The sequence below is a fragment of the Pseudomonas sp. AL10 genome, from assembly GCF_029960685.1.
Lineage (GTDB): Bacteria > Pseudomonadota > Gammaproteobacteria > Pseudomonadales > Pseudomonadaceae > Aquipseudomonas > Aquipseudomonas lactis.
In genome coordinates this window covers 1-12,617 of the sequence record NZ_JASBQZ010000040.1, presented here as the reverse complement: position 1 = coordinate 12,617, position 12,617 = coordinate 1, and the positions used below count along the sequence as shown (strand labels likewise).

Sequence of the window (12,617 nt, the reverse complement as noted above, 5' to 3'; positions counted from 1 at the left end):
TCTCCTCAGGCAGTCAAAGCAAAATGTTCGGTCACTGCACGCGTAACCCAGGTGGACGCCTGGCCCAGGTAGTGGGCCGGGTCGAGCAGGCGGTCCAGTTCAGCCGCTGACAACTCGGCGGTGACGTGCGGCTCATCCGCCAGCACCGCGCGCAAATGGCGCTGCTCGGCGACCGCACGTTTGCAGCACTGTTCCAGCAGATGGTGCGCGGTGTCGCGGCCCAAGCGTTGGGCGAGCACGATACTCACCGCTTCGGCCAGCACCAGGCCCTGGGTCAGGTCGAGGTTCTGTGCCATGCGTTCGGCATTCACTTCCAACCCTTCACTGACCAGAATTGCCTGGTGCAAGGCACCGGACACCAGGCGGCAAATCTCCGGCAAGGTCTCCCATTCGGCGTGCCACAAGCCCAGGCTGCGTTCGTGCTCTTGGGGCATGGCGCTGAACATCGTCGCCACCAGGCCCGGTACACGGGTGGCCGCGCTGATCAACACTGCGGCACCCACCGGGTTGCGTTTGTGGGGCATGGTGGACGAACCGCCCTTGCCCGGCGCCGAGGGCTCGAACACCTCCGCCGCTTCGGTCTGCATCAACAGGCTGATATCGCGGCCCAACTTGCCGAGGCTGCCGGCGATCAGGCCTAGCAGGCTGGCAAACTCCACCAGGCGGTCACGCTGGGTGTGCCAGGGTTGTTCCGGCAAGCCCAGTTGCAACTCGGCGGCCAAGGCTTCGGCCACCGGCATGGCGTGTTCGCCGAGCGCCGCCAACGTGCCTGATGCGCCGCCAAATTGCAGCACCAGCAGGCGCGGCTTCAATTCGGCCAGGCGCTCGCGACTGCGCGTCACCGCGCCCAGCCAACCGGCGATTTTCATCCCCAGGGTGACCGGCGTCGCGTGCTGCAACCAGGTGCGCCCGGCTAAAGGCACGGTGGCATAACGCTGGGCCTGGGCGGCCAACACATCCCCCAGGCGAGCCAGGTCGGCCTCGATCAGTTCCACCCCACGGCGCAGTTGCAGCACCAGGCCGGTGTCCATCACGTCCTGGCTGGTTGCGCCCAGGTGCACATAACGCTCGGCGTCGGCGTCCTCACTGGCGATCAACTTGCCCAACGCCTTCACCAATGGAATCGCTGAGTTGCCCGCCGTGGCAATTGCGCTGCCAAGGGCATCCACGTCATACAGCGACGCCAGGCACGCCTGGGCAATCGGCGCGACGGCGGCCTGGGGAATCAACCCGACGCGGGCCTGCGCCCGGGCCAGTGCGGCTTCGAAATCCAGCATGCCCTGCAAGCGTCCCTGGTCACAGAACACGTCGGCCATGCTGTCAGCGGTGAAATAAGCGTCGAACAGTTGATTGCTCGTGCGCAACGTCATAACTCATCCCTTACAGATCGTGATGCAGGTACGCCGCCTGTTTCGGCAGGCGCAAGCTGAACAGGAAGGCCACCGCCATCATCGCGGTGACGTACCAATAAAAGGTGTTTTCCATGCCGATGGATTTGAGGCTCAGCGCAACCACTTCTGCCGAACCGCCAAACACCGCGTTAGCCACTGCATACGCCAGGCCCACGCCCAATGCACGCACCTGCGGCGGGAACATCTCCGCTTTGACCAGGCCGCTGATGGAGGTGTAGAAGCTGACAATCGCCAAGGCCAGGGTGATCAGCACAAAGGCCAGAAACGGGCTGGTCACGGTTTTCAAGGTCAGCAGGATCGGCACGGTAAACAGCGTGCCAAGGCCGGCGAACCAGAGCATCGAATTACGTCGGCCGATCTTGTCGGCCAACATGCCGAACAACGGCTGCATGCACATGTACAGAAACAGCGCGCCGGTCATGATGTAGCTCGAGGTCTTGGCGTGCATGCCCACGGTGTTCACCAGGTACTTCTGCATGTAGGTGGTGAAGGTGTAGAAAATCAGCGAGCCGCCGGCGGTGTAGCCCAGCACCGTGATGAAGGCTTTGCCGTGGTCGCGAAACAGCGCGACGATACTGCCGGCGTCCTTGTCTTCGCGCATTTCCTTGCTGGTGGTTTCTTTCAGGGTGCGACGCAGCAGCAGGGAGATCACGGCGGCAATGGCGCCGATCACAAACGGGATGCGCCAGCCCCAGGCGCGCAGTTCTTCTTCGGTGAGGATCTGTTGCAGGATCACCACCACGAGCACCGCCAGCAACTGGCCGCCGATCAGGGTCACGTACTGGAACGAGGCGAAGAAGCCACGCTGGCCCTTGAGCGCGACTTCACTCATGTAGGTGGCCGTGGTGCCGTACTCGCCGCCCACCGACAAGCCCTGGAACAGCCGCGCCACCAACAGCAACGCCGGGGCCCAGGCACCGATGTCGTTATAGGTGGGCAGGAAGGCGATGACCAGGGAACCGCCGCACATCATCAGCACCGAAATCATCATCGAATTCTTGCGCCCGTGCTTGTCGGCCACCCGGCCAAACAACCAGCCGCCAATCGGACGCATCAGGAACCCGGCGGCAAACACACCGGCGGTGTTGAGCAACTGCACCGTAGGGTCATCCGAGGGGAAAAACGCCGGGGCGAAATAAATCGCGCAGAAGGCATAGACGTAGAAGTCGAACCATTCGACCAGGTTGCCGGAGGAAGCACCGACAATCGCAAAGATCCGTTTGCTGCGTTCTTCTCCGGTGTAGTGGCTGGTTTTTGTTGTCATGTTTTTTTACTCAGTGGGAACGGTTATAGCCTAGACATACTTTGCAACAACCCTGTTCCGCAAGCAGACTTTTGGATAGGTGGAGCGTGAGAGGGCCTCATCGCGGGCAAGCCCGGCTCCCACATTTTGTGTTGTGGATGATCGTTCCCACGCTCTGCGTGGGAATGCCGCATGGGACGCTCCGCGTCCTGCCGTTCGCGGGTGACGCGGAGCGTCACGGGATGCATTACCACGCAGAGCGTGGGAACGATCGTCAATGGGGCCCTACAGCCAACTCAGTAGTCGAAGAACACCGTTTCCTTAGCTGTCCCCTGCAAAATCACATTCCACTGATAAACCCCGTCCGCATCCGCCTTGGCAATCAGGGTGCTACGACGTTCCGCCGGTACACACGCCAGCAACGGGTCATCGCCGTTCAAGGCCTCACCGTCAAAATAAATCCGCGTCAGCAAGTGCTTCACCAACCCACGGGCAAACACCAGCACCACCAAGTGCGGCGCCTGGGTGGTGCCCTTGAGCCCCGGCACACTGCCAGGCTTGATGGTGGTAAAGCGAAAACGCCCTTGGGCATCCACCGGCACGCGGCCGAAGCCTTCGAAGTTCGGGTCGAGCGCTTTGTCCTGCTCGTCTTCGGGGTGGGCATATTTGCCGGCGGCATTGGCCTGCCAGACTTCCAGCATGGCGTCGTTGACGACATCACCGTTGCCGTCCACCACTTGCCCGGTGATTGCCACGCGTTCGCCGAGGGTGGCAGTGACGGTCAGGTCTTCACGGTTCAGCCAGGTCAGGCCAATGTGGTAATACGGCCCGACGGTGTGGGACGTGGTCGCGTTGAGTGTCATCTCATTTCTCCATCGGCGTGGCGTCGCGGCCGCGCAGGACGATGTCCCAGCGGTAGCCGAGGGCATAGGAAGGAATGGTTTTTTCCAGGTCGAAACTGGCGATCAAGCGTTGCTTGGCGCTGGTGTCCGGCACGCAGTTGTAGATCGGGTCGTATTCCAGCAACGGATCGCCCGGAAAATACATCTGCGTCACCAAGCGCGTCAGCACGCTGGGGCCAAACAGCGAAAAGTGGATATGCGCCGGGCGCCACGCGTTGTGGTGGTTGCCCCACGGGTAGGCGCCAGGCTTGATGGTCTGGAACTGGTACCAGCCGTCGGCGTCGGTGACGGTGCGCCCGGTGCCGGTGAAATTCGGGTCCAGGGGTGCATCGTGCAGGTCGCGCTTGTGGTTGTAGCGGCCGGCGGCATTGGCCTGCCAGATCTCCACAAGAATGCCCGGCACTGGCAGGCCGTTTTCGTCCAGCACGCGGCCATGAATGATGATGCGCTCGCCTTGCGGCTCGCCGTCATGCTGGGCCGTCAGGTCGTTGTCCTTGTCATTGATACGTTCGGCGCCGATGGTCGGGCCGGTGATTTCCGACAAGGAATGGGGCAGAAACACCAATGGCTGAGACGGCGAACGCAGGTTCGTCGACTGGTACGCCGGGTGCAGGTAATCAGGTTGGGTGCCCGCTTGCGGGCGCCGGTAACCGGGCTTGTCACTCATGGAGCAATCCTCTTTTAGTTATCAGACGCGTTCAATCGCCAGGGCCAGGCCTTGGCCAACGCCAACGCACATGGTCGCCAGGCCTTTGCGGCCGCCGTTTTTTTCCAATTGGTGCAGGGCCGTCAGCACCAACCGCGCACCACTCATCCCCAGGGGATGGCCGAGGGCAATGGCGCCACCGTTGGGGTTGACCTGGGGCGCATCGTCCGCAATACCCAGCTCGCGCAGCACCGCCAGGCCTTGGCTGGCAAAGGCTTCGTTGAGTTCGATCACGTCAAAATCGGTGACCGCCAACCCCAGGCGCTCCACCAGCTTGCGTACCGCCGGCACCGGGCCGATGCCCATCACCCGCGGGGCGACACCGGCGCTGGCCATGCCCAGTACTCGGGCGCGGGCGGTGAGGCCGTGTTGCTTGACGGCCTCGGCGCTGGCGAGGATCAGCGCCGCGGCGCCATCGTTGACCCCCGAAGCGTTGCCGGCGGTGACGGTCTTGTCTGCACCGTTGACCGGCTTGAGCTTGGCCAAGGCTTCCAACGTGGTGTCCCGTGGGTGTTCATCGTGTTCCACCAGGGTTTCGCCTTTTTTATGCGCGACCCGCACCGGTACGATTTCCTCGGCAAAGAATCCGGCGGCCTGGGCGGCGGCGGTGCGTTGCTGGCTGCGCAGGGCGAAAGCGTCCTGGTCGGCGCGGGAAACCTGGTAGTCGTCGGCCACGTTATCGGCGGTCTGCGGCATGGCATCCACGCCGTACTGGGCCTTCATCAGCGGGTTGATAAAACGCCAGCCAATGGTGGTGTCTTCCAACTTCATGTTGCGCGAAAACGCCGCGTCGGCCTTGCCCATCACAAACGGAGCGCGGGACATCGATTCGACGCCACCGGCAATCGCCAGCTCCATTTCACCGCTGGCAATCGCACGAAAGGCGGTGCCGATGGCATCCATGCCCGAGGCGCACAGGCGGTTGAGGGTCACGCCGGGAATGCTTTCCGGCAGCCCCGCCAGCAGCAACGCCATGCGTGCCACGTTGCGGTTATCTTCACCGGCCTGGTTGGCGCAGCCGAGGAAGACTTCGTCTACGGCGCTCCAGTCCACCGATGGGTTGCGCTCGATCAACGCCTTGATTGGCAGCGCCGCCAGGTCGTCGGCACGCACCGTGGACAGGCCACCGCCGAAACGGCCGATAGGTGTGCGAATGGCATCACAGATATAAACCTCGCGCATCAGGCTTCTCCCGGTGCTTGGCCGTGGGCAGCCGCAGTGCGCGCTTCGAGGTCACGCAGGGCGGTCAATTCGGTCTCGGTGGGCTCAGCGGTGGTGCTCACCTGGTCGGCAAAGCGAATCGCCCAGCCGGTGGCGGCGACCACTTGCTCGCGGGTCACGCCGGGGTGCAGCGCAGTGACCACGAACTCATGGCTGCCCTCCTCCGGTTCCATGATGCACAGGTCGGTAATGATGCCCACCGGGCCGGCGCCGGGCAGGCCCAGACGCTTGCGCGAGTCGCCACCTTCGCCGTGCCCCACAGAGGTGATGAAATCGAGTTTGTCGACAAACGAACGGGACGACTGCTTCAGGATGATCAGCACGCTCTTGGCGGAACCGGCGATTTCCGGCGCGCCACCGGCACCCGGCAAACGCACTTTGGGCTGGTGATAATCACCGACCACGGTGGTGTTGATATTGCCGAAACGGTCGACCTGGGCCGCGCCGAGAAAACCCACATCAATACGCCCGCCCTGCAGCCAGTAGCGAAAGATCTCACCGGTGGGTACCACAGTGTCAGCGGTCTCCGCCAGCTCGCCATCACCGATGGACAGCGGCAATACGCTGGGCTTGGCCCCAATCGGGCCCGACTCGTAGATCAGCACCACATCCGGCGACGATGTCAGGCGCGCCAGGTTGGCGGCCTTCGATGGCAGGCCGATGCCGACGAAGCACACCGAGCCGTTCTTGAGGCGGCGTGCGGCGGCGACGGTCATCATTTCATTGGTGGAGTAAGCCATTACTTAGCCTCCTGCGCGGTGGCCAGCTTGGCCTGGAATTCACTGAAGTCGGCAGTGCCGTGGATGTATTCGTCGATCCAGGCGGTAAAGGTCCCACGGTCGCGGGCAATCGGGTCCCACGCCTGATAGAAGCGGTTATCCCGCTCGTTGTAGCCGTGCGCATAGGAAGGATGCGCACCACCGGGTACATGACACACCGCCGTCAGCGCCCAGGTCGGCAGCACGCAGCTGTTCATCGGCGCATTCAGGTCGTCGACGATTTCCTCGACGGTGACGATGCAGCGCTTGGCCGCCAGGGCCGCTTCCTTTTGCACCCCGAGAATGCCCCAGAGCAGCACGTTGCCTTTGCGATCGGCTTTCTGCGCGTGAATCACAGTGATGTCCGGGCGCACCGATGGCACCGCCGCCAGCACTTCACCCGTGAAGGGGCAGGTGACGGTCTTGATCAGCGGGTTGACCTTGGGCAAGTCGGAACCGGCGTAGGCACGCAACACCGCGAACGGCAGGCCGGAGGCACCGGCGACGTAGGCATTGGCCAGGTCGGCGTGGCTATGCTCTTCAATCTCCAGCGCTTGCGGCCATTGTTTCTCTACCGCGTCACGCAGGCGATGCAGGGAACCCACGCCCGGGTTGCCGCCCCAGGAGAAAATCAACTTGCGTGCACAGCCGGCACCGATCAACTGGTCGTAGATCAGGTCAGGCGTCATGCGCACCAGTGTCAGGTCTTTCTTGCCCTGACGAATGATTTCATGGCCTGCGGCCGTAGGGATCAGGTGGGTGAAGCCTTCAAGGGCGACGGTATCGCCGTCGTTCACGAAGCGCTTGACCGCATCACGCAGGGTGAGGATTTCAGCCATGGGGTTGGGCTCCCGGTGTTGATCGAAAAAGGCGCTGAGGTGGCGCCGAAGTGCTTGAAGGTTAAGCCGGGGTAATGGGCCAAACAATCCGATAATCGACTGAGTGTTCGATTATCGAACCGATTGTTGCTTGACTAACCATCGCAAAGAACAGGGTCAATGTGGGAGCTGGCTTGCCTGCGATGGCGCGAGTGAATTCAGCACCGCTATCGCAGGCAAGCCAGCTCCCACAGGGATAGTGATCGGTTTCAGGTTGCATCGGCATGGCTGACCATGCCCTTGATCACCACCGCTGCCGTGGCCAATGCCGCCGGAATCACCAGCGCCGTGAGCACCTGCTCGAAGTTCCAGCCCAGGCCCAGCAAGGTCGCGCCCATCCACGCCCCCAGGATCGCGCCGAAGCGGCCGATGCCGAGCATCCACGACACCCCGGTGGCACGGCCCTGGGTGGGGTAGAAACGTGCCGCCAGCGACGGCATCGCCGATTGCGCACCGTTGACGCACATCCCGGCGACCAGCACCAGGGTGGCCAACAGCGTGATGTTGCCCAGGCTCTGCCCCACCGCGTAGGCAAACACCCCGGCCAGCAGATAGAACGTGCCGATCACTTTGTGCGGGTTGAACCGGTCCATCGCCCAGCCCACGCCCACCGCGCTCAGCACCCCACCAAACTGGAACAACGCGCCGATAAACGCGGCCTGCTCCATGCTCGCGCCGCTGTCACGCATCAAGGTGGGGAGCCAACTGGTCAGCAGGTAAACAATCACCAGGCCCATGAAGTACGTGAGCCACAACAGCAAGGTGCCAGCGCTGTAGGTGCCCGAGAAGATCACCGCGAACACATTGCGGGCCTTGACGGTTTTTTGCTCCGGCACGCTGAAGTGAGTGGCCTGGGCGACGATGCTTGGCTCGATAGGGGCCAGGGTCTTGCGCACCTTGTCGGTGCCGCGATTGCGCACCACCAGGTAACGCGCCGACTCCGGCAGCCAAACCAACAGCACCACCGCGAGGATCAACGGCAGGATGCCGCCGATCAGTAACAGGCTGTGCCAGCCGAACGCGGGGATCAGCTTGGCCGAAATAAACCCACCGCCGGCCATGCCAAGGTTGAAGCCACAGAACATGCTGGTCACCAACAAGGATTTATGCCGCTCGGGGGTGTATTCAGAGAGCAAGGTGGTGGCATTCGGCATGCCGGCGCCCAGGCCCAGGCCGGTGAGAAAGCGCAGTACCAGCAACTGGTCGACATTGGTGCTGTAGGCCGACGCCAGGCTGAACGCACCAAACACCAACACCGCGCCGACCAGCACGACTTTGCGGCCAAAGCGGTCGGCCAGCGGGCCGGAACCGAGTGCGCCGAACACCATGCCGATCAACGCGGCGCTCATCACCGGGCCGAGGCTGGCGCGGTCGATGCCCCAGTCCTGGGACAGCGCGGGCGCGATAAAGCCCATGGCGGCCGTGTCGAGGCCGTCGAGGAAGACAATCAGGAAACACAGGATCACCACGCGCCACTGATAGCGCGAGAGTGGCTGGGCGTTGATAAAGGACTGTACATCCAGGGTGGTACCGACAGAAGGCTGATTCATTATTTTTATTCCACACCGATGGCGGGCTGACAACCTGAGGTCGTCATTCTTATAGGGGGCAGCTCCTCAGAGCGCTGCCGCACATTAATAAGCCAAGGGAAACACCGTCAATCGAGCCAGTCGGGATCTGTGCGGTCACCGAACATCTTAGGTTAGGCAAACAGTTGCGCACTCAGCTCACGGCTGGCGCTGAGCATGCTCGGCAAAAAGCGCTGCTCCAACTCGCTGCGGCTGACCCGCCCGGCGTGGGTGCTGACATTCAGCGCGGCCAACACCTGGCCGGACGCGTCATACACCGGCACCGCGATGGAACGCAGGCCCTGCTCCAATTCCTGGTCGACAATGCACCAGCCCTGCTGACGCACCTGTTGCAGGCATTCAAATAACGCTTGCGGCGTGGTCAGAGTGCGGCTGGTCTTGGTTTGCAGGTCGGCATGGTCGAGGTAATCCTGCAGCGAGGCATCGTCGAGGGCGGCCAGCAGAATGCGGCCCATGGACGTGCAATACGCAGGCAAGCGCCCGCCTACCGAAAGGTCAACCGAGATCAGGCGCTGGGTAGTGGCAGAACGGGCGATATAAAGGATGTCATCGCCCTCCAGGGTCGCCATGTTGCAGGCTTCATGCAGTTGCTCGCTCATGCGGTCCAGATAAGGCTGGGCCGAGACAGCCAGCGGTGTGGACGACAGATAGGCATGACCGAGGGTCAGCACTTTGGGCAACAACGAATAGGTGCGCCCGTCCGTGGTGGCGTAGCCGAGCTTGATCAAGGTATGCAGGCAACGGCGCACGGCGGCGCGGGGAATTTCGGTACGGTGGCTGATCTGGGCGATGGTCAGGTGACGCTTGCGCTCCTGGAACGCCTGCACCACGGCCAGGCCACGGGCCAGGGACGTCATGAAATCCGGATCACCGGTGAATGCCTGGATACGCTTGGCCGGTGAAGCCACGATCGGCGGCGCCACTGATGCAAAGGAGTTGCGCAATTGATCGTTCATTTCAAAGGGCCTTCTCTTGTTATCACCACGGGAGGGTTGGCGGCTATTACAAGCCGTGCCGGCCGTACCGCACAAGCCAGCGGCGGCAACATTGGGCGATTATCGGACGATCATGCGATTATCGCAATTTGGCGCAGCCCCACCCGCTAACGTTTCAGATTTGCCTGATGCCTCTGTAAAGCGTAGACATCTACCCTAATGCCGATCAATCAAGCGAAATCAACGCAGAACTCATGTGGGAGCGGGCTTGCTCGCGAAGAGGTCCGCCCAGCAACATACATGTTGACTGACGCACCGCCTTCGCGAGCAAGCCCGCTCCCACATGAGATGTGCGTGTAACTCAAATGTAGACATGAAGATGACGGTGTTCACAAATAACGCGGCGGTATGTAACAAACTCCAGACATGTCGTTGACGCTTTTTAACTTCATGATGATAGTGTTATTCAAATGCGCCGCTATAATGCAACCTGTGCAGAGGTCAGCCCGGTATCACCATCGGGAGTGGAGCTCACCAGGCATTGCAGGCTGCTGGCAACGCCGGTCACAAGTACTCGCTTGAAAGAACGGCCTTCAGGCCCATGTACCAACTTGAACGGTTCGCCTGTTTTATTTGGTATCGCCCGAGCACGACTTTCAGGCATGACGCTGCGCAATCAATAAACTCAACTCAATTAGGTAATACTGTGACGAAAGATGAACTGCGCGCGGAACTTGAGCGCCAGGAGCAACGTTACAAGGATGTCTACGGCGGGGAAGTCACCACCTACGCCGCGCAACCCGAGCCGGAACGCAAGCCATGGCGTAAACGTGCCAGCCTGCTAGACCAGGCATTTGCCCAGGAAATCCAAAAGATCGAGCAGGAACTCAAGACCGAGGAGCCATAAGCGCTTCGGTTCGAGCTTCAAGAGTCGTGCTGTCTCTGCCGGTGCAGTACTGGCAGAGGGCACCTGCTTTAGCGTCCGCTGGTCAGCAACCTACATCCACCTACGAAATTTCATACAAATGTTTCAGGCATGGCGTTTTCATGATGAAAGCCCGTCTTCTGGGGCCTGCGCTTTATAAATCAAAGACTTGCCAAAGCCCCGAAAACCCTGGGATGCGTGCGTCTTGCCGCATTTTTTTCCAGGAAGATTGTTACCGATGAGCAGCTAATGCATCGATTACTGATGTTTTCTGGCATAATCGCGCCCCCTTACGACCGGGTCAGAAAACCTTCATGATCGATTTATTCAGCGGACTGGATGCTTGGGTTCTCGTGAGCCTGTTGCTCGCCCTGGCCTTTGTCCTCGCCTTCGAGTTCATCAATGGCTTTCATGACACCGCTAACGCGGTGGCCACAGTCATCTATACCAAAGCCATGCCGCCACACTTGGCCGTGTTCTTCTCCGGGGTGTTCAATTTCCTCGGCGTATTGCTCGGTGGTGTCGGTGTCGCCTACGCCATCGTGCACTTGCTGCCGGTGGAGTTGCTGATCAATGTGAACACCGGCCATGGCTTGGCAATGGTCTTCTCGTTGTTGGCGGCGGCAATCACCTGGAACCTGGGCACCTGGTACTTCGGTATCCCCGCTTCCAGCTCCCACACCCTGATCGGCTCGATCCTCGGTGTCGGCCTGGCCAACGCGTTGATCAACGACATCCCCCTGGCTGACGGTGTGAACTGGCAGAAGGCCGTGGATATCGGCGCGTCGCTGGTGTTCTCGCCGATGGCGGGCTTCCTGGTCGCCGCCCTGGTGCTGATCGGCCTGAAGTGGTGGCGCCCGCTGTCAAAGATGCACAAGACCCCGGACCAGCGCCGCAAGCTTGACGACAAAAAGCACCCGCCGTTCTGGAACCGCCTGGTGCTGGTGATTTCGGCCATGGCTGTGAGCTTCGTGCACGGCTCCAACGATGGCCAGAAAGGCATCGGCCTGATCATGCTGGTGCTCATCGGTATCGTGCCGGCGCAGTTTGTATTGGACCTGGGCAGCACCACCTACCAGATCGAACGTACCCGCGACGCCACGCTGCACCTGAACCAGTTCTACCAGCGCAACCACGAGACCCTCGGTGAGTTCCTGGCCCTGGGCAAAAGCGTGAAGGATGACCTGCCGGGCAAGTTCCGCTGCAACCCGCAGCAGACCGAACCGACGATCAACGCGCTGCTGGGCACCCTCAAGGGCGTCTCGGACTACCACTCGCTGACCGCCGACCACCGCATCGAAGTGCGTCGCTACCTGCTCTGCCTGGATGACACCGCGAAGAAAGTCGGCAAGCTGCCAGGCCTGGACTCCCGTGAGAAGTCCGACCTCGACAAGCTGCGCAAAGACCTGACCGCCACCACCGAGTACGCCCCGTTCTGGGTGATCCTCGCGGTCGCACTGGCCCTGGGCCTGGGCACCATGGTGGGCTGGAAACGCGTGGTGCTGACCATCGGTGAGAAGATCGGCAAGCAAGGCATGACCTATGCCCAGGGCATGTCGGCGCAGATCACCACGGCCACCATGATCGGCTTTGCCAATATCTTCGCCCTGCCAGTGTCCACCACTCACGTCCTGTCTTCTGGCGTGGCGGGCACGATGGTTGCCAACAAAAGCGGCCTGCAAGGTGGCACGGTCAAGACCATCCTGATGGCTTGGGTATTGACCTTGCCAGCGACCGTAGGCCTCTCGGCCGGGTTGTTCTGGTTGGCGTCCAAGGCATTGGGTAACTGATAGCCAGCCGGCAATAAAAAAGGTGCGATCCGCGAGGGTCGCACCTTTTTTTATGTTCCAAGCGCACCGTAGTCCACCTGTGGCAAGGCATCTTGCCCCCGTGGCGACCGGACAGCCGACACATACCTACCTGACACCCCGCAGTCAAACTGTGGGAGCTGACTTGCCTGCGATGGCGGCCTGACAGTCAACACAGTTGGGCCGTGTACATATCCATTGCTGCGGTAACGGCCACTTAGGGTTCCGCCCTGACGGCGG

Annotated in this window: 11 protein-coding genes; 2 read left to right on the top strand and 9 right to left on the bottom strand. The window is 61.5% G+C overall.

Annotation, left to right across the window (positions count from 1 at the left end):
* Nucleotides 1-5: 5 nt before the first annotated feature.
* The 9 genes from QK296_RS24395 to pcaR all read right to left on the bottom strand — a co-directional run bounded on the left by QK296_RS24395 (nt 6) and on the right by pcaR (nt 9,665).
* A complete protein-coding gene (locus QK296_RS24395) occupies nt 6-1,370 on the bottom strand; it encodes a 3-carboxy-cis,cis-muconate cycloisomerase (protein ID WP_282391516.1) in 1,365 nt (454 codons plus the stop codon).
* Nucleotides 1,371-1,380: 10 nt separating this feature from the next.
* Nucleotides 1,381-2,676, bottom strand: coding sequence for an MFS family transporter (locus QK296_RS24390; RefSeq protein WP_032893116.1), 1,296 nt, complete (start codon nt 2,674-2,676; stop codon nt 1,381-1,383).
* Between the two features lie 275 nt (nt 2,677-2,951).
* The gene (gene pcaG / locus QK296_RS24385; protein ID WP_282391513.1) at nt 2,952-3,518 is read right to left on the bottom strand and encodes a protocatechuate 3,4-dioxygenase subunit alpha; all 567 of its coding nucleotides are present in this window, start codon (nt 3,516-3,518) and stop codon (nt 2,952-2,954) included.
* 1 nt (nt 3,519) lies between these two features.
* Nucleotides 3,520-4,224 (bottom strand): protocatechuate 3,4-dioxygenase subunit beta, encoded by a 705-nt coding sequence (gene pcaH, locus QK296_RS24380; RefSeq protein WP_032893118.1) that lies wholly within the window; start codon nt 4,222-4,224, stop codon nt 3,520-3,522.
* A gap of 21 nt (nt 4,225-4,245) precedes the next feature.
* On the bottom strand, nt 4,246-5,448 hold the full coding sequence (pcaF, locus tag QK296_RS24375; RefSeq protein ID WP_194251677.1) for a 3-oxoadipyl-CoA thiolase: 1,203 nt from the start codon (nt 5,446-5,448) through the stop codon (nt 4,246-4,248).
* Nucleotides 5,445-6,224 carry a CoA-transferase subunit beta gene (locus QK296_RS24370; RefSeq protein ID WP_003189301.1) on the bottom strand — a complete coding sequence of 260 codons (780 nt, stop codon included), beginning with the start codon at nt 6,222-6,224 and terminating at the stop codon, nt 5,445-5,447. The genes pcaF and QK296_RS24370 overlap by 4 nt, the downstream gene beginning before the upstream one ends.
* Entirely contained in the window at nt 6,224-7,081 is an 858-nt protein-coding gene (locus QK296_RS24365; protein ID WP_003189300.1) for a CoA transferase subunit A, read from the bottom strand. Before QK296_RS24365 ends, QK296_RS24370 begins: the two co-directional genes overlap by 1 nt.
* A 248-nt stretch (nt 7,082-7,329) precedes the next feature.
* Nucleotides 7,330-8,670, bottom strand: coding sequence for an MFS transporter (locus QK296_RS24360; protein WP_003189298.1), 1,341 nt, complete (start codon nt 8,668-8,670; stop codon nt 7,330-7,332).
* 152 nt (nt 8,671-8,822) lie between these two features.
* The gene (pcaR, locus tag QK296_RS24355) at nt 8,823-9,665 is read right to left on the bottom strand and encodes a pca regulon transcriptional regulator PcaR (RefSeq protein ID WP_003189296.1); all 843 of its coding nucleotides are present in this window, start codon (nt 9,663-9,665) and stop codon (nt 8,823-8,825) included.
* A gap of 685 nt (nt 9,666-10,350) precedes the next feature.
* Here pcaR and QK296_RS24350 point away from each other — a divergent pair.
* Nucleotides 10,351-10,551, top strand: coding sequence for a hypothetical protein (locus QK296_RS24350; RefSeq protein ID WP_003189295.1), 201 nt, complete (start codon nt 10,351-10,353; stop codon nt 10,549-10,551).
* Nucleotides 10,552-10,883: 332 nt separating this feature from the next.
* Nucleotides 10,884-12,359, top strand: coding sequence for an inorganic phosphate transporter (locus tag QK296_RS24345; protein WP_003189291.1), 1,476 nt, complete (start codon nt 10,884-10,886; stop codon nt 12,357-12,359).
* Nucleotides 12,360-12,617: the final 258 nt, after the last annotated feature.